General features: G+C 36.8%; 13 protein-coding genes. 2 read left to right on the top strand and 11 right to left on the bottom strand.

The features are described 5' to 3' along the window. Positions 1–18: 18 nt before the first annotated feature. From scpA to QP953_RS03580, 8 genes are all read right to left on the bottom strand, one after another. Positions 19–2,160, bottom strand: coding sequence for a methylmalonyl-CoA mutase (scpA, locus tag QP953_RS03615; protein ID WP_309553995.1), 2,142 nt, complete (start codon positions 2,158–2,160; stop codon positions 19–21). Positions 2,161–2,394: 234 nt separating this feature from the next. Beyond that, positions 2,395–3,930: a cysteine--tRNA ligase gene (gene cysS, locus QP953_RS03610; RefSeq protein ID WP_309553993.1), complete on the bottom strand. Its 1,536-nt coding sequence runs from the start codon at positions 3,928–3,930 to the stop codon at positions 2,395–2,397. Between the two features lie 419 nt (positions 3,931–4,349). Continuing rightward, on the bottom strand, positions 4,350–5,699 hold the full coding sequence (locus QP953_RS03605; RefSeq protein ID WP_309553992.1) for a cytochrome c peroxidase: 1,350 nt from the start codon (positions 5,697–5,699) through the stop codon (positions 4,350–4,352). Positions 5,700–5,972: 273 nt separating this feature from the next. Then, positions 5,973–6,773 carry an alpha/beta hydrolase gene (locus QP953_RS03600; RefSeq protein ID WP_309553991.1) on the bottom strand — a complete coding sequence of 267 codons (801 nt, stop codon included), beginning with the start codon at positions 6,771–6,773 and terminating at the stop codon, positions 5,973–5,975. Positions 6,774–6,945: 172 nt separating this feature from the next. Further along, a complete protein-coding gene (locus tag QP953_RS03595) occupies positions 6,946–7,731 on the bottom strand; it encodes a hypothetical protein (RefSeq protein ID WP_309553990.1) in 786 nt (261 codons plus the stop codon). 293 nt (positions 7,732–8,024) lie between these two features. Continuing rightward, positions 8,025–9,353, bottom strand: coding sequence for a dihydrolipoamide acetyltransferase family protein (locus QP953_RS03590; protein ID WP_052598470.1), 1,329 nt, complete (start codon positions 9,351–9,353; stop codon positions 8,025–8,027). 281 nt (positions 9,354–9,634) lie between these two features. Beyond that, positions 9,635–12,016, bottom strand: coding sequence for a TonB-dependent receptor (locus tag QP953_RS03585; RefSeq protein ID WP_052598471.1), 2,382 nt, complete (start codon positions 12,014–12,016; stop codon positions 9,635–9,637). A 371-nt stretch (positions 12,017–12,387) separates the two neighbouring features. Beyond that, entirely contained in the window at positions 12,388–13,653 is a 1,266-nt protein-coding gene (locus QP953_RS03580) for a CinA family nicotinamide mononucleotide deamidase-related protein (RefSeq protein WP_309553989.1), read from the bottom strand. 605 nt (positions 13,654–14,258) lie between these two features. Between QP953_RS03580 and QP953_RS03575 the strand changes: the two genes are divergently transcribed. After that, on the top strand, positions 14,259–14,849 hold the full coding sequence (locus tag QP953_RS03575) for a D-sedoheptulose 7-phosphate isomerase (RefSeq protein ID WP_309553988.1): 591 nt from the start codon (positions 14,259–14,261) through the stop codon (positions 14,847–14,849). A 54-nt stretch (positions 14,850–14,903) separates the two neighbouring features. On the opposite strand, the gene QP953_RS03570 is transcribed toward QP953_RS03575, so the two are convergent. Both QP953_RS03570 and QP953_RS03565 read right to left on the bottom strand, forming a co-directional pair. Then, positions 14,904–15,773 carry a hypothetical protein gene (locus tag QP953_RS03570; RefSeq protein WP_156039835.1) on the bottom strand — a complete coding sequence of 290 codons (870 nt, stop codon included), beginning with the start codon at positions 15,771–15,773 and terminating at the stop codon, positions 14,904–14,906. Between the two features lie 62 nt (positions 15,774–15,835). Further along, positions 15,836–17,095, bottom strand: coding sequence for a pyruvate dehydrogenase complex dihydrolipoamide acetyltransferase (locus QP953_RS03565; RefSeq protein WP_309553987.1), 1,260 nt, complete (start codon positions 17,093–17,095; stop codon positions 15,836–15,838). Positions 17,096–17,318: 223 nt separating this feature from the next. Between QP953_RS03565 and QP953_RS03560 the strand changes: the two genes are divergently transcribed. After that, on the top strand, positions 17,319–17,957 hold the full coding sequence (locus QP953_RS03560) for a hypothetical protein (protein ID WP_052598476.1): 639 nt from the start codon (positions 17,319–17,321) through the stop codon (positions 17,955–17,957). A gap of 84 nt (positions 17,958–18,041) precedes the next feature. On the opposite strand, the gene purF is transcribed toward QP953_RS03560, so the two are convergent. Continuing rightward, positions 18,042–19,487 carry an amidophosphoribosyltransferase gene (gene purF / locus QP953_RS03555; RefSeq protein ID WP_052598477.1) on the bottom strand — a complete coding sequence of 482 codons (1,446 nt, stop codon included), beginning with the start codon at positions 19,485–19,487 and terminating at the stop codon, positions 18,042–18,044. Positions 19,488–19,644 lie beyond the last annotated feature (157 nt).

Below are 19,644 nucleotides of genomic sequence, written 5' to 3'. Positions count from 1 at the left end.
CGTATTTTATGGTTATAACTATTCTTCCACAGACTCTATCAAAATATCCAAAATAGCACTAGCCGCTTTAGCAATGACAGTTCCTGGACCAAATACCCCTGCTACACCTGCTTCGTACAAATAATCGTAATCCTGTGCAGGAATAACACCACCAGCAACTACCAAAATGTCTGGGCGTCCTAATGATTCTAGTTCCCCTATAATTTCAGGAACCAATGTTTTGTGCCCACCAGCCAAAGAAGATACGCCTAAAATATGAACATCATTTTCTGCGGCTTGTTTTGCGGCCTCTTTAGGTGTCTGAAACAAAGGTCCTATATCTACATCAAAGCCCAAATCAGCAAAACTAGTAGCGATGACTTTAGCACCTCTGTCGTGCCCATCTTGCCCTAATTTAGCTACCATAATACGAGGACGGCGCCCTTCCAAACTAGCAAACTGATCAGCCAAAGCTTGTGCTTTTTTAAAGTTATCATCCATTGCAATTTCTTTAGAGTATACACCAGAAATAGATTTAGTATTGGCTTTGTAACGACCAAAAACGACCTCCATGGCATCTGATATTTCTCCCAAGGTAGCACGGACACGCGCAGCCTCTACTGCCAAGGCAAGAAGATTGCCTTTTCCTGCTTTTGCAGCAGCAGTAATTTTTGCTAAAGCCGTTTCTACCGCCAGAGTATCTCTTGTTGCTTTAATTTCCTCCAAACGCTTGATTTGAGACAATCGTACGGCCTTGTTGTCCACCTCTAAAATATCTAACGGATCTTCCTTCTCTAATTGAAAAACATTGACACCGATAATTTGATCTTTTCCACTATCAATGCGAGCTTGTTTACGAGCAGCAGCTTCTTCGATACGCATTTTAGGAACGCCAGTTTCAATTGCTTTTGCCATTCCCCCCAACTCTTGCACCTCTTGAATATGCGCCCAAGCTTTGTGTACCAACTCATTGGTCAAATATTCTACGTAATGAGAACCTGCCCATGGGTCAATTGCCTTGGTTACCTTTGTATCTTTTTGTATATAAATCTGCGTATCTCTAGCAATTCCAGCTGAAAAATCAGTTGGCAAAGCAATCGCTTCATCAAAAGAATTGGTGTGTAATGATTGTGTTCCTCCCAATACAGCAGCCATTGCTTCTATACAAGTACGAGCTACGTTATTAAATGGATCTTGCTCTGTCAAACTCCAGCCCGATGTTTGGCAATGCGTTCTTAACATCAAGGATTTTAAATTTTTAGGCTCAAATTGTTGAATCAATTTTGCCCACAGCATTCGTCCAGCACGCATTTTAGCAATTTCCATAAAATGATTCATCCCAATTCCCCAAAAGAAAGACAAACGAGGCGCAAAATCATCTACTTTTAATCCTGCCTTTAACCCTGCTTGGATATACTCTAGCCCATCCGCCAATGTATAAGCCAATTCAATATCTGCTGGCGCACCAGCTTCATGCATATGATAACCACTAATAGAAATAGAGTTAAACTTCGGCATGAATTGAGACGTATACTCAAAAATATCAGCAATGATTCGCATTGAGTGAGCAGGTGGATAAATATACGTATTACGCACCATAAACTCTTTTAGAATATCATTTTGAATCGTTCCTGCCAATTTCACTTGATCCACACCTTGTTCTTCTGCTGCAACAATATAAAATGCCATAATAGGCAATACAGCTCCATTCATCGTCATGGATACGGACATTTGATCCAAGGGAATTTGGTCAAATAGAATTTTCATATCCTCAACGCTATCTATGGCTACTCCTGCCTTTCCAACATCACCAACAACACGTTCATGATCAGAATCATAACCTCTATGAGTTGCCAAATCAAAAGCCACCGACAAACCCTTTTGTCCCGCAGCTAAGTTTCTTCTATAAAAAGCATTACTCTCTTCTGCTGTTGAAAAACCTGCATATTGACGAATAGTCCAAGGACGTATGGCATACATCCCTCCATAAGGACCTCCTATATACGGAGGCAAGCCCGAAGTAAACTGATGGTGTGGAATATCTTTAGTATCCTTTTCCGTATAAATTTGTTTGAGGTCTATTTTTTCAGACGTTTCCCACTGCTCTTTTCCTTCAACAGTAGGGTTACAATATTTAGACGGCTTGGTAATATCTATTTTTGAAAAATCTGGTCGATCCATATCCTTGATATTTTTTTTCCAAAGGTACACTTTTTTATAGAAATTTGAATGGGAATTCTCGTCTTGCTTGTGCAATTATTTTAACCTCAATGCTTGGCAACACAGAGTACAACAACTACCTATTTATAAATAGAAAAACAGCACACAATTTACACTGCATACTGTTTTTCCTTTATAATCTATTTTTTTGTTATAATCCTCCTTTTGAACGCTGCTTTGGCAGCATTACTGCTTTTAATTTTTAATCCAAGAAGCACCTTCTTTGGAATCTTTGATTTGAATACCGATTTCTTGCAATTTATCTCGAATCAAATCGCTTGTTGCCCAATCTTTGTTGTTACGTGCTTCTTGACGCAACTCAATGATCACTTCCATTGCTTGATCCAACAAGTTATTTTCATCTTCACTTTCTCCTTCTTTATCCTCATCTAATAGACCAAATATTTCAAAAATAAAATCATGGAAAACTTGCTTCATTCTAGCTAAGGTAGCTTTGCTAATATTGCTCATCTTCATGCGACCATTTTGAATGGCGTTAATCTTAGGAATCACAATATTTAGTTTTGCTAAAGCAGCAGCTGTATTAAAGTCATCACTCATAGCTTCAAATGCTAGATCCAACATTTTGTTGATTTGATCATCATCATCCGTCAATGCTTCCTCAACAGTATATTCTAAATCATTTAAAATATGATATGCTTCCATCAAACGATGGTATCCTTTTTCGGCAGCTTGTAATCCTTTATCTGTAATATTTAAGGTACTCGCATAATGCGCCTGTAACATAAAGAAACGAACGGTCATTGGGCTATACGCTTTGGACAAAATATCGTTGTTGCCAGTAAATAACTCCACAGGCAAAATTGAATTTCCTTTGCTTTTGCTCATTTTTTTACCATTCAAAACCAGCATATTGGTATGCAACCAATACTTAACAGGTTGGCATCCACAAGCCCCTACATTTTGAGCTACTTCGTTCTCATGATGAGGAAATTGCAAATCCATTCCCCCTCCATGTATGTCAAAATGCTTTCCTAGATACTTTGTACTCATAGCTGAACATTCCAAATGCCAACCAGGAAAACCCAAAGACCAAGGCGAAGGCCATTTCATAATATGATTTTCATCTGCTTTCATCCAAATAGCAAAATCCGAAGGATGGCGTTTTTCGCTTTGATTTTTTAAATCATCTCTAGTCTCCGTCAACAGATCTTCTTGTTTTTTGCCCGATAACGTACCATAATCATATACGCCCGTATCCTCTTTAATCAATTTCTGAGTATCAAAATAAACAGAACCATTCATTTCGTACGCATAACCATTGTCTATAATAGCTTTGACCATTTCAATTTGTTCAATCAAATGCCCTGTAGCAGTAGGTTCGATACTTGGGGGCAAAGCATTTAGTTGACGCATCACATCGTGAAAACCATTGGTGTATTTTTGTACAATTTCCATTGGTTCCAACTGTTCCAAACGCGCCTGCTTCTCAATCTTGCCCTCTCCTTCTTCGGCATCATCTACCAAATGCCCCACATCTGTAATATTACGAACATAACGAACCTTGTACCCTAAGTACATCAAATAGCGGTAGACCAAATCAAATGAAAAGAACGTACGACAATTTCCTAAGTGCACCTCATTATAAACAGTAGGACCACAAACATACATTCCGACATAGCCAGGTGTTAGTGATTCAAATTTTTCTTTCTCACGTGTCAACGTATTGGTTACCGTCAACTCATACTTAGGTTTAAATTCTTGTTCCATCGTACTTTTTGTTCATTGATAATTATGATAATAATTGTTTAGACCTATTGTCTAGTGGTTAGCAAAGCTAAAAAAAACTGTTTAGAAATTAACGAAACAGTCTTTAAACATAGTAGTTCGTTGATTAGCTCCCTGCGGTCGTGAGATCGCTATCGCTTAGTTGTTTACTTTTTTACCAAAAAGATAAAAAAGCACATTTATATTAGTTTGATAATCAAAATTTTAAAGTTTAGCTTCGCTGCTACTGCGTGGTTTCAACGAACTATTGTAAACAAAAATAGTTTTCTAAATTGTAAAATTCTAATTTAACCTTAGAATGTATTCACTAGTCCATGAATTCTTTTAGTCTATTATGCCCATTAGAGCGTAATTTTTTATGTTGTGGCTCTCTTCATTGTTACAGCTTTTGTACTTCTCCATTAATTACAACCCAGATCTATTTTTGACTGTGCATCGGCATTTGGGAAACAAGCACCTGTAGGTAGGCTGCTAGGTACATAACGATCCAAATAATCGTCGTGCAAAGCATTGTCAATAAAATCGGCAATCTGATCAACTTGTTCCTCTGTCAATCCTAAAGGGACAAACATAGGAGACAATCTATTGGCAGGCACATTAGGGTTTTCGGCTATGCCTTTATTTTTATAATCAACCATTGCTCGCACAGAACCAAAAGAGCCGCCATGTCCTTCAAAAGGCGAATCTCTAACATTGTAAAGTTGAGGAACTTTAAAACGATACATATCCGCTGCGTTCCCTGTAAAACCACCACGTCCCAATGTTTCTATACTATCTATAGATGTATTGTATATCGGGGCACTAGTATTTTGATACAAATCTTTTGTTCCAAAAGCATGAAAGCCTTCTGTTGCTAAGGATGGTCCATTGTGACAACGGTAACAACCTGCTTCTCCAAAAAACAACAACGCACCTTGCTTCTGTTGATCGGTCATAGCCGTATAATTACCTCTAACCCATTCTTGAAAAGGGGCTTTGTTTGCCATAACAGTGCGAGAATAAGCAGCTATTGCCAATCCTGCCATCTTATTAGTATAACGCTCCGCAACTGGTACGGTAGGAAAAGCAGCATCAAACAAATCTTTATAAGTGGTTCCTTGAATGACCGCTGGGTCCATATTTTGGCGATGTCCTTTTAAGGCGACAATACTTTGAGTTTCGACCCCTTCAAACCCCAAGTGATTTTTAGAAAAAGCAGGTCCTACCCATCGTGCCTCTGTTCCCAAATTAGAGCCAGTAGCTCCCATCGAACCGTTCCATCGCATTACTTTTTGATACGCAACATTAAGCAACGAAGGAGTTCTGGTTTCTTGTACATCTATAGAATCCAATGGGCAAAGTGGGTCTACTACTCGACCTTCTCCTTGTACTCCAAAACCTGTTCCACCATCAGCAATTCCCTGTGCCATTCCCGCTTGAAAACCAGCCGCTGCATGGTGACAAGTAGCGCAAGAAATTGCCTTCATGCTTCCTGAAAATTTTACATCTACAGCAAAAGCAGTTTCATGATAAATGAGCTTACCCAATTCTATTTTCTCTGCTGTTAACGGGTTTTTAGGGTCTTGGGGAATATTTTCCAAATCATCACTATCTGGAAGTTGATAATAGCTAACACCTTCACCATAAGATGAGGTTTTCATTTGCTGAATCAACTGTTCATCTAATGGATTAAGTGTTTCTTGCTGACAGCCTATTTGGCTTAGTAGTATAGGTAGTAGCAACAAAGCAGCAAAACTGTATGTCTTTTTCATGTGTCCAGTTATTTAAAGTCTTTTAACTCCTTTGAATGGACGTACAAATTAGAGGGGGTCTATATTTAATCCTTACAAAGGGGTCTTTTTAATGAGTTAATTAATAATTATTTTGTGTTGTTTTCTAAAATCATGACTTCATCCAATTTACATTGTATGTATAACGTGCTATCCTGCTAATATATAAGCAGTCAATACTGATTTACTAAAAATTTTAATATAGAATAATTGCTTGGTAAAAATTAGATCAAAAAATAAACGAACCCAACAGTATCAATTCTTCAACACTAAAATATGTTCTTTGATAAAACATTTTAGTTTCTCTAAAAAACGTTGTTTCGCTTGAATATGTGGAGCATGCGCACAATTGTCAATTTCCCACACTTCTGTTGGGGCTTCCAAATAATCGGCAATTAAGTGCAGTTGTTTCAAAGTTGCATATTCATCCTCTTTTCCTTGTACCAATAAGGCAGGACAGTTTATTTTTGGCAAATAATGCGTAACATTCCAAGACTTAAATTCTGGATTCAACCAAGTATTGGCCCATGCCCAAAACAAATCATTTGCTTTGTTGCCATGATATCGTTCCAATTTAGCTCGAATATTATTTTTATCGTAATTAGAGACAGCCTCTTGTATTCCTTTTATAGTTATTTCTTCTACCAGCACGTGCGCAGCAGCTGTTATCACCATTGAAACAGGATAAAGAGCAGCATAAATTAAAGCAATTGTAGCCCCATCGCTATGCCCTATCAAAATAGGACGGTCAATTTTTAATTGTTGCAATAATTGAGAAAGATAAACCTCTGCTTCAACCTCTAGATAATTTAAAGGTCGTGGACTGTTTAAAGGATCAGATTCTCCATGCCCTTGTCGTTCGTACATTATTATATCTAGTCCCGTTGCTTCTGCCACCAAATTGGGAAAGTCTTTCCACAAATCAATGCATCCTAGACCTTCATGCAAAAATACAATGGTTGGTGTATCGTTGTTGGTTCTCTTCTGTTTTAAATGCCTTACACGAAGTTTTTTATCCAATATGGTTACAAAACGATCTATTCTTTCCTGCTTCATTTTTGAATGCTTGTTGTTAAATTTTTGGCAAGATAGAGAAAATGCAAAAGCGACACAAACAAAAGGTCTGTATCGCTCTTTATTCTTGTAAGCCACTTATGGCTTTTAATGTTTGTCTATTGTTTTAACGTATGAAATTCCCTTACAACACAAAATAGTCTAGTAAGTGATGTTAGTTCATTGTAATATTCATAGACCAAAGACCATAGGATACGGTTGCTGTAGCATCACAAGTGTTTGGACCGTAATCAATTTTTCGAACAACGCCACCACCAGCAGGCTGTACCTCTACAACGCCTTGTTGTACCCAGTTACAGCTATTCGCTTTGATAACGGGAGTTGTAATTTGTGCGGTATATGCATTTCCATTTCTAGTAGTCCCATTGGCACTTCCTGTTAATTGCCAAACATCATCTGTAATATCCAGAGGCGTACTGGTACCATCTATCCATGCATACTCTTTTACTGCGTCACGATGTATGACATCTCCAGTTGGGGTAGTTACTTGTCCATTCGTTACTGTAGAACGAAATGTTGGATTTCCATTCACAGTACCTAAGTTTTCAATAACATTTGTTCCCGCAACTTTATACCCATTTACGGTATAATCTGTTGTAGTAATCGTCACCGTAGTACCTGTAGCATTCCAGCGACCACTATACACCGCTGTGATTACTCCAGAACGCACACGACCATCTCCACATCCTGTTGAGGCATTAAAATCGGCCGTTACTGTTATTGGAAATGTTGTGCCACTAAGCGTCAAGTTAGCACAAGCTCTTAAATTATTATTATCATTAGATTCACCACTCATAGCATTGTAGACATCATCAAAAGCCAAATCAGCCATTGTATCATCTGTAGAGTATGTCCAGTCTGCGGCTTCTTGTTTTTCGCAAGCAGTTGTTACTAACAAAAGCGTAGCAATGCTCAAGGTAAAATAACTCAGTAGTTTCATAATATTACTTTTTTTTAAGATAGGGATTAAATAATGCGAATGTGGTTCAAGTTTTTCGGGGAGGAATATAGTTTTCCCGTTTAGGTTAGACTATTGAGATGTCTATAAGTTTAATTTTTTTTCTAGTAATTTCTTTTTTTTTCTTTAAAATAACAAATTCAATACCAATCGAAGCATTCAGGGGCTTAATTATTCACAATGAGTTTTTTATGCGATTTACAATAAAAAAAGCCTCATCATTAATTATTAAATGACGAGGCTTGTAATTCTTTAACTATAAAAGTTAATTATTCTTAGATGCTTCTATTCACATCGAATTTTTCTAGGTAATCTGCTACTCGGCGCAAGAAAGAACCTCCTAACATTCCGTCTACTACTCTATGGTCATAAGACAAAGACAAGAACATCATGTGGCGCACAGCGATGACATCACCATGTGGTGTTTCCATAACAGCTGGTTTTTTGCGGATAGCCCCTACCGCCAAAATGGCTACTTGAGGTTGATTGATGATTGGAGTTCCCATTACATTACCAAATGTTCCTACATTAGTTAAAGTAAATGTTCCTCCCTGAATTTCATCAGGACGTAGTTGGTTGTTTCGAGCACGGTTTGCTAAGTCGTTAACATTCTTTGTTAATCCAACCATATTTAGGTTTTCTGCATTTTTAATAACAGGTACAATCAAATTACCAGTAGGCAAAGCTGCAGCCATCCCTATATTAATATCTTTATAACGTACAATTTGATCGCCATCAACAGCAACATTGACCATTGGGAAATCTTGAATGGCTTTCACGACAGCTTCCATAAAAATTGGAGTAAACGTGATTTTTTCGCCATGACGCTCTTGGAAATCTTTTTTGATGCTATTTCTCCAGTTAACAATGTCCGTTACATCTGCTTCTACAAAAGAAGTAACGTGTGGAGATACATGTTTAGACATCACCATATGATCGGCAATCAAACGGCGCATACGATCCATTTCAACAATCTCAACATTTCCGCTTCTATTAACAGGCGGTGTTTTGAATTGAGGAGCTGCAACAGTATTATTAGCAGCAGTAGGTTGTGACGTTTTAGCTGTAGTAGTTGGTGTCGTAGCAACAGGGGCATTGCCTCTATTTTCGATGTAAGCCAACATATCACTTTTAGTAACTCTACTGTTTTTGCCTGTTCCTGTAATTTTTTCTAGTTCTTCTAATCCAATGCCCTCTTCTTTTGCCATACTCTTCACCAATGGAGAATAAAAGCGATTAGAAGAAGAAGTATCTAAATTAGCAGAAGGAGTAGCCACAGTACCGTTATTTTGTGCGGCAGGTTGTTTTACCTCCTCAGAAGTTGTTTCCACGACCGCAGGAGATGCTTGAACCTCTGCTGCACTATCTGTTTCAATCATAGCAATAGCAGCACCAACAGCGACGGTATCACCTTCTTGAAATAGGATTTCTACTAGCTTACCCTCTACTGGAGAAGGTACTTCCGTATCTACTTTATCTGTTGCAATTACCACCACATTTTCATCCATCTCAATCGTGTCTCCAACCTGTTTTTCCCAAGTAAGAATGGTTGCCTCCATAACACTTTCGCCCAGTTTGGGCATTATTAGCTCGACTTTTGCCATTGTACTAAAATATTTGGTGTAAAAATCCTAATTCAAGCGCAAAAGTAACAAAAAACATGAATTTATAATAATAAATACCGAGCTTTTATCAAAAGCAGTTCAAATAAAAATAATTTTTAGATTTTACAAAACTATACTTTTACCGAACATTACCATTTTTTGCTACTCTCAAAATCTATTTTTCAGAATTTTATTTGGTTCTTTTGTAAAAACAAGCTGTATAAGGCATGTATCGCTATTGCATCAATATTTTTAAATACCAAATACTAAACGCATACTTATTAAAAATAAACTTGATAAAATAAGTTGGGAATAATACCAAACTGTTGTGTCCTAACAATTTCTTCTGTTGTAGGGTTGTAACGAACTTCAAAATCATTGCGAAAAGCAGCTACATTTTGCACAACTAAAAAGATATGATGTGAAATTCGTTTTCTACGGTGATTAAATCGAGCACCAACACGTACATCGATTCGTTTGTATAATCCCAATTCTTGGCTATAAGCTTGATCTTCCAATAGTACTTCTCTACCTGCACGCTTAGAAGCTTCCAAATCTATTGGCGTATAAGGCAGCCCTCCATGCAAATTGAATCTAAAATCACCGTAAATTACATTTTGCTTTTCTTTTCCTATTTTAAATTCTTTCCCCATTACTAAAGAGGTTACATATTGAGCATCGAAAGCACTTCTACGCCATACTTCATCACTACCTTGGTACATGGAACGCTGATAAGCTGCTGACAACAACCCATACAGACCTTTGTTAAAGAATTTTTCTACTGAAATTTCGACACCATAATTTAAGGATTTACCTGTACTTTGTAGCCCCGTTGAGTCAGGGTAGATGGCAAAATTTCCATGATTAACTATAGAAAAACTATTACGTTCTCTATCTACCGCTAGATTTGTATTGTATGAGACATAGGCATTCGCTTTGATACCCCAGAAACGAGCTAAATAAGTATCATAAGACAATGCCAACTGATGGCTCCTATTTAATCCTAACTCTCGGTTACTATCATCATAAGTTCCATCCGCTTGTTTCTTTACCAAAAAAGCAACCGCAAAAGATTGAATTTTGCTTGTCCAGCCATATCCTAAGCTAATTCTATGACGTTTCCCCACTCGCCAATCTAATGCAAGCCTTGGTTCTATTGCCCATGAATTCTTATTCAAAGACCAATACATTCCTTGTACACCTAAAACAAAAGCAAACGCACTTGAAAATTTATATCGTGCCTCAGCAAAAGCATTTGCTAACACTTGAATATCATCCGCCATAGAATGCAATTCGTTTCGTCTACGCCACTCTCCTTTCACAGATATAAAGTGAACATATGCACTAGCCCCTCCTCTCAATACAAATTGAGGACTAAACTTTTTGCTCAGTAGTGTTGAGATACCTGCACGTTGACGGAAATTTCTAACAGTAAAAAATGGCACTAAAGTATCGGGAAAAATCGTATCACGGTGCAATTTATAATCTTCGATTAAATAAGATAGTGTTGTTTTGAGAGACACATCATTTTCAAAATGTTTTAGATGGTTCAACCCTGCCAACCCAAAACCAGTATTAATATAAAAGTTAATCCCTGCATTGACAAATGCATCCTCGTCTATTGCTCCTTCATCCAAAACGGCAATATCAGAAAGTCCTCCTACTCCAAACAAGGAAAAATGCCCTGCTTTCTTAGTAGGAATATCAATTTTAAAATTAACATCATAATACCTAGGCGTAGCATTGGTTCCCAAGCTTAATCCAATTTGCTGTAAAACGTCAAAAATACCTGCACGAGCAGCTATCGCATAAGAAGCACCTTTCTTTTTAAAAGGTCCTTCTGCAATAAATTCTGCTCCATACACACTCAACAAAGCCGAAAATTCATGACGTTGGTTATTTCCTCGACGCATATTAATATCAAACATTCCTGCATACACGTTGTTGTATCGAGCAGAGAAAGCTCCATTCACAAAATCCGAAGAAGCCAATAAATTGTTATTTAGCAACGGGAATAATGCCCCAGTATTTCCCATTGTAGCAAAATGATGAGGATTTTCTACAGGTACTCCCTCTATCATCCATTGGATACCATAAGGGCTATATCCTCTAGATACAATATAGTTTTGCGCATCGTCTGTATTTAGTAAGCCAGGATAATTAGTTACGGCTCTCGCTGGTCCTCCAAATCCTGTAATGTATCGATTCGTTTCTTCTATATTAAAGGGTCGAGCACTCACCACATTCATCTCATCAATGGTTATCATTTTAGCATTCTTGATTCGACCATCTGTTGTTGCTTCTATGGTTGCAATTTCAATCTCTACCTCTTCTTCCATCTTTATCTTCATAACAGACTGTTTACCTGCTATAACCAGCTCAGTATAAACTACATCATAATAACCGTAGCCATTAGCCCGAATTCTTTGATAACCAATAGGTACATTTTTTAGTTCAAATGAACCGTCCTCACTAGAGATTGCCGCAACCCTTGGCGTGTAATTTAATAACTCAACTAATACATTAGAGAGTCCTTTTCCTGTCACTTGGTCGACTACTTGACCTCGTACTGTTTGCAACTTAACAGACTTATCTCCTTGTTGAGCACAAAGCGTGTTCATCAAAAGAAAAAAGCCAAAAATAATTCCTAATTTATGATACATTGTTTATTTGGATTAATTGGTTTTACTATGAGACTTCTATTTTTGCCTTTTTTTAGTAAAAATAGATTGTATTTTAAGGGGTAAAATTTTGCGCTATTTCAATAAATAACGCAGCAAGATAATAAGATATATAGTTTTTTTTTAGTGCCAAAGCAAAAACCGCCTATCCTCTTCCTCGTTACAATACATCCTACACCAACACAACCCAATGTAAATAATTAATTAACAAACACTTAACACCAAATCAAACCAAAAAGTTAAAGTCGTTTCTATGCCCATAAAAAAACCATTTTAAATTAAATTTAAAATGGTTTATAATGCTTTCGATTATCAGCTATACCAGTAGGTGAATCAATCTATCAATATTATATTTATTCCGCTTCGTTAGACAAATCGTCTAGCAAAAAACGGCGTAATAAATTAAGCGCAATCGTTGTTGTTCTTTCTATATTCTGCAATCGATCCTTTCCTAATTGCAGTTTTTGAGTATAAATTCGCTCATTCTCCGTTACTGCAACCCAAATTGTTCCAACTGGCTTTTCTGGACTGCCTCCTGTTGGTCCAGCAACTCCTGATACAGCGATAGCACAATTTACATTCAATAACTTTTGTGTTCCTCTAGCCATTTCAATTACTGTTTGCTCGCTTACTGCACCATGCTCATCTAATGTCTCTTGTTTTACCCCTAGTAAATCTCGCTTTACTGCATTAGAATAAGCAATAACACTACTCTCATAATAAGCAGAACAACCTGCTACTGAAGTAATTTTATGTGCAATATTTCCTCCCGTACAACTTTCAGCAGTTCCTAATGTATATTTTCTTTTTAGCAACATTTGACCAATGACTCGTTCAAGTGTATCTTTGTGCTCTCCATAAATTAAGCTTCCCAACACTGGTGGCAATTTTCGAATATAATGATCTAATTGAGTTTCTAAGACCATCACATCTTCTCCATAAGCACTCAAACGCAAACGAACAACTCCAATCATAGAGTTAGGTAAATAAGCCAATTTGATATTTGAAGGCAGTTTTTGTTCAAATTCTGTCAACATTTCAGCCAAATCAGTTTCGCCCTTACCTGTTACATTTACAGTATAATGCATAATAGAAGGAAACTGAAATTGCATTTTTAAATTGGGCAATACTTCATATTTCATCAAGTACTTAACCTCTCTAGGTATACCAGGCATGGAAACAATAACTTTTCCATCTCGTTCAAACCACATTCCAGAAGCAGCGCCCACTTTATTGATTAAAACCTTTGCTCCGTCTGGCATTTCAGCTTGTACCTTATAGCGGTCATCAGGGGTTCGTCCAAATTGAGCAAATAATTGTTGTAGATTATTAAAACTAGGTGCATGAAACTTCAATTCCATTCCAAAATAGTCTGTTAATGTTCTTTTGGTAATATCATCTTTTGTCAATCCCAAACCACCGGTTATCAAGACAAGATCCGTACGAGCTATAGCCAACTCCAAAGCATCTACTATCGCCTCTTTGGTATCTGCAATTGTCAATACTAGATCAACAGCAATACCATTTTGGTTTAACTTTTCGGCCATCCAAGCTGCATTGGTATTCACAACTTGCCCTATTAAAATTTCATCTCCTATATTTATAATCGTTGCTTTCATATATACTTATTTAGTTATTTGTCGACATGACGGTACTTTGTTTTATCACAACCATCCCATAGCTACTCTCAAAAAAAATTGACAACCAATCTTTTAAGTGATTATCAAGACTACTCTTTTCAACAAAATCTTGCTAATTTTAATTTATTTATTTCTTTGTGTTTTTTAATCTAACAAACCAAGTTACGCAGGAATTTTATGGATTGCCAAATCTTTGGCGATTTTTTTGCATTTATTAAATATAGTAACACAATCGTTTGTTTATTCACAATACTAGACAATACCTTGGATAAATTCTATCAAATTGGCATATTATGTTCCGCCATTTAAAATGAAAGAATCATACGAGAACCAACCAGTTTATGGACGAATGTTATCTTTGATCCGTTGTAAGTAATCGTTTAGAAAAGTGCTCTATTGATGAACTACACTTCTGGAATTAATAAAAAACTTAATTCACTCTTGTTATTTTACAACGCCAAGCCTATTTGTAACGTCTTTATTCTCCTATTTGATTATTCTACAGAAATACATTAAAAGCTAGGTAATCCTTAATGTTTCTCGTATTCTTGTATTTATTCTTATGATTTGCACCAATTACCATAATGAAAGAGCAACAACAATCCATAAAAAATATCCTAGAAGCTTCTATTGCTGTTAAACAACAACTGCTGCAACAAGATTTGATTTTAAAGAAAATTCAAGAAGCAATCGAATTAATGGTTGATTGCTTTCAGTCTGATGGCAAGGTTCTTTTTTGTGGCAATGGTGGAAGTGCTGCGGATGCACAACATTTAGCAGCCGAGTTTTCTGGTCGATTTTATTACGATAGAGCACCATTATTTGCCGAAGCCTTGCATGTCAATGGCTCTTACTTAACAGCTGTTGCTAATGATTACTCCTTTGATGACATCTATGCAAGAATCGTTCAAGCAAAGGGTAAAAAAGGAGATATTTTAGTGGCGATTTCTACCTCTGGCAATTCTCCCAATGTGATCAAAGCATTAGAACAGGCTCGAAAAATAGGCTTGATAACCATTGGTTTAACAGGAGAAAAAGGAGGCTCAATGCAAACCCTATGTGACCTAGTTTTTAATGTTCCCTCTTCAGATACTCCGAGAATACAAGAGTGTCATATCCTAATCGGGCACACCATTTGCCAACTAGTAGAAGAACGTATTTTTAGAGATAAGTAGTTCGCTGTACTACGTGGTTTCAACAAATAATTGTTAGTATAAAATTCACTTCAATTAATTGGGAGTTTTCACTTTTCGATATTCTGAATGATACCACTCAACGCCCCAATCTTTGACTTCAATTAATTCTAAGTGTGTGAATCGATTCGTCGCTGTGATCGCAAATTTGCGAGTAGTACCTCTCCATCCAGTAGAATCAATCAATGTTAAATAAATAAAATTATCCACTGCTGTCCAAGTCCCCTTATAACGATTACAATAATGACAGTCACGTGTCGAATTTTCATATAAAAATGTCTGGTCTGAATTGAGCTGAATGCGTTCTCTTCTTGCCCTTGAAGGCGTTGGTGTAAACACATACCATCCAAACCCCTTTTTGTTTTGTAACAATAACTGAGTTTTATTGATCATTTTCAGCTGAGTCAAATCATACTGAGGTTTTAGAATCCCCATTACATACTCGGCATGCCATACTTCTTCTCCTTTTCGATTGTACAAAACCTGTAAACCATGAAATTCCCCTGTTGCATTATACTCTGTATCGCTTTTCATCGTTCCGTCAGCATAAAATTGCTGCCCATACGTTTGTGTTCCATTATTATAATAAACCAACGCCAAACGATTGGTATCCTTATCATAATATGCCTCGTAATATCCTTTGGGCACTCCTGAAGGCAAAATTAAAAATGTACTATCGTTCTTAATTGTTGTTGTAAATTGATAGGTGTGTCCATATCTAAAATCAATATCTTCTAGATAAATGTCATCACTACTTAGCGTATCTAAAATGAAATAGTTTTCTTGACCATACAATACACAAGAGAACCACAAGTTCATCCATATATAACAAGATTTCAACATAGCATAAGAAAAGGAAATACCATAAAAAATAGGATTGCTATCTTGGTGGTTTAGTTTAAGCACATGCTATCAACTAATTCACCATTAGACAACAACCCTATCTATTCTATATTCTTAGGACTTTCTTAGATAATCAAACGCATTGGTTCTTCTAAGATCGCTTTTAGTGTTTGCAAGAATTTAGCTCCAGAAGCACCATCTACTACTCTATGATCACAAGACAATGTTACTTTCATAAAGTGCGACTCTTTGACTTCGCCATCTACCATCACCAATTTAGGATTGATAGCACCTACAGCCAAAATACAAGCATCTGGTGAGTTGATAATTGCCGTAAACTCGTCAATACCAAACATTCCCAAGTTAGAAATAGTAAATGTATTTCCAGACATTTGTTCTGGCGTTAATTTACGATCTTTTGCTTTGCCAGCTAAGTCGCGAATTTCAGTAGCAATTTGAGACAATGCCTTTGTATCTGCATTACGAACAACAGGAACCACCAAACCTTCATCAATTGCTACCGCTACTCCCATATTAACATAGTTGTAATAACGGATTTTATCTCCCAACCAAGAAGCATTGATATTTTTGTGATCTTTTAATGCTTTAGCTGTTGCTTTAACAACAAAATCATTAAATGAAATTTTAGTATCTGTTAGTTCCTTTAGTTGCTTGCGAGTAGCCATCAACTTATCCATACAAATTTCCATTGTTAGATAGAAATGAGGCGCAGAGAATTTGCTTTCGCCCAATCTACGAGAAATAACCTTACGCATTTGGCTAACAGGAACGTCTTCGTAGTCGCCCTCTGGTTCAGGAACTTTAGTCGTCGTAGGAGCTGCTACTGGCTCTTCTGGCTGAGGATTTTTAAGGTATTCCTCTATATCTCGTTTCACAATACGTCCATCATCACCTGTTCCCTTAACCTTACTCAAATCAATTCCTTCTTCTTTTGCCATTGCTTTTGCCAAAGGAGATGCTTTGATCCGATCATCGCTCGAATTATTGCTAGTTCCTTCCTCTTTTTTCAGAGGAGCAGAAACAGTTTCTAAAACCTCCTCTGAAGGTTTTTCCTCTTTCTTTGGAGCCTCTTTTTTATCTTGAGTAGTTTCTTTTTTGGAAGTTCCTTGATCTGCGCCTCCTAGCAAGGCTTTGTAATCTTCCCCTTCTTCTCCAATTACTGCAATTACAGCATCTACAGGAACTGCATTACCTTCCTCTACACCGATATACAAAAGTACACCATCGTAGAAGCTTTGAAATTCCATAACTGCTTTGTCTGTTTCAATTTCGGCTAATAGTTCGCCTGATTCTACAGTATCGCCGACTTTTTTGTGCCATGCCACTAGTGTCCCTTCTTCCATGGTATCACTAAGTGCGGGCATATGTACCACATTTGCCATTATAGTTGTCTTTTTCGGTAGTTTTTTAGATATTTTTATAATCTCACGATAAAGATAGTAATGATTCTTTAATGTTATAAAATTGAATCGTTTTATTTGACGTTAAGTAATAGAGACTAAAAATTCATTAGTCCAAAATCGTCTTATTTTTCATAAATACCTTTACAAAGGCTAAAATATTAAAATCCTTAAAAATAGCACAACAATGTTAAAAAGACTAAGTTTAATTTTCTTACTACTTTCTGTTTATTTGTTTTCTTGCGACACTTCAAGAAGTTATACCTTAGAGGAGTTGGAAAGCAACACATTAAATACCTTAGATTTAAGAATTGACTCTTTAGATGCTAATGACTATCAAGATCTTTTTGATGAGTTTCAAAATTTGGATAAAGAGCAAATCTTAGAGCAATTGAATGCCAAGGGGCTAGAGTTGCATCGTGCCTCTTATGGTTTTTATTATTTGGCCAATCAGTATGCTATTGCTGGGGAGATGGAATCGGCAAAAAAATACCATTACATTGCTGCTGAAAACTACCTTAACCCTCAGTCTTTGCTCAAACTAGCTGAATTCAATTTTCACATAACCAAAGATTACAAAAAGGCGTATGAGTATCTATACCAATCGTTAGAAATTACAGTAGAAATTACAGAGAATAATCGCAGTCATCCTGTTGCTAAAAATGGAAAAGAGAGAAAAGAATTCTTGCGGCAAGAGTTGAAGCGTATGGGAGAAAAAAATCTTTTTGATGAAGCTGCCACAATAACACAGCTAAAAAAGGAATTACCTCCTTTGATGAAACAATATCGAGCGATGTATGATTTGAGTCCTAGGGTTGACTCTTAAGTCAAAATTAATTTATAACCATTTGGAGTTTGGGAAAAATTAGCTTCCCATCTCCAAATAGCTACAATTTTTAAGGTCTTATCGTTAACCTTGTTTCTTTGCTTCTAATCGTTCTTCTTCAATTTGGCGCAAAGCAAGTGCTGCATTGGCGGTAGGATAATCACCAGACAAGCAAGCCATACAAGTATTTAATCCCATCTCATTAAATTGCGCTTGCAATTCTTCCAAAGATTGATAAATCAGTGCATCTGCTCCAATGTAATCTCTAATTTCATCTACGGTCTTATTCGCAGCAATCAACTCTGTGGTAACAGACATATCAATTCCATAAATACAAGGATTGAGCAATGGAGGTGCCGCAGAGATGAAATAAATTTCGGCAGCACCAGCTTCTCTTAGAATTTGTACAATCCGCTTAGAAGTCGTTCCTCGAACAATTGAATCGTCTACCACTGCTATTTTCTTTCCCTCAACTGTTTTAGAAATAGGATTCAACTTACGTTTAACAATATCTTCTCGTTCCGACTGCTTAGACGAAATAAAGCTTCGTCCAATATAGTTACTTTTAACCAATCCCCTACGGTGTGGAATCTGTAGCTCTTCTGCTAGCCCCGAAGCAGCAAAATATCCCGATGTTGGAACATCAATTACGATATCTGGTTCTAACCCTGCTGCTCGAACTTTTTCTGCCAACTGACGTCCCATTTTTACACGTTGTCCAGCAACTAAGCGAGTATGCAAATAAGAATCTTCTCTAGCAAAATAGATAAATTCAAATACACAGAATCGTTGACCATTGCTATGTCCTTTTCTAGAATATATTTTCTTATTGTTATCAATAAAAATCATCTCGCCTGGTTCCAAATCACGAACTACTTCGTACCCCAAGTGGTCAAAACAAACTGTTTCAGAGGCAACACCATATATCACTCCTTCTTTAGTTTCTTTTTTGCCTAAGATCATAGGGCGAATTCCGTTAGGATCACAAAATGCTAACAAACCATGATTAGCAATAATAGCTACCGCAGCATAAGCACCATGCACTTTTCTCTGTGTAGCCTCTACGGCATCAAAAATATCATTGGGTGTTACATTTCCCAAATCTTTAGACGAACGCAATTCAGATACAAAAGTATATAAAATCAACTCCAAATCATTGGTTGTATTGGGCAAGATATGATGCTCTCTATACAAGTGTTCGCTGATTTCATTAAAATTAGTGATATTTCCATTATGTGCCATTGAAATACCAAAAGGATAGTTTGTCCCAATAGGCTGTGCATTTTTTAACTCATTGGAGCCATGTGTTGTATAACGCACATGCCCAATGCCAATATCCCCTAACAAGCGCTCTAAGTGCTTTTCTTCAAAAACATTATTCACCAAACCTAATCCCTTCTTCTCATGAAATAGTTTTTTGAACGTTGTTATCCCAGCTGCATCTTGACCTCTATGCTGCAATGCTGTTAAGCCCATCATCAAGTCGTATACTATTTTTTCACGACCTATAAAACCTACAATTCCACACATTTTTTTCTTTTTAAAATGATAGTTGGTAATTTTTTTACACTCTCCAATCAGCTCTTTTTTAACAAAAGCTTAGAAGTTGTTTAAAATTAAGTAATAATCAAATATGAAATCACTTTTTGTCCTACTTTGCGTTGGATTTTCGTCAAATAGCTACGGC

This window comes from Aureispira sp. CCB-E (genome assembly GCF_031326345.1).
Classification (GTDB): Bacteria; Bacteroidota; Bacteroidia; order Chitinophagales; family Saprospiraceae; genus Aureispira.
Note: the sequence above shows the minus strand (reverse complement) of the source record. Positions and strands in the feature narration are given on the sequence as shown.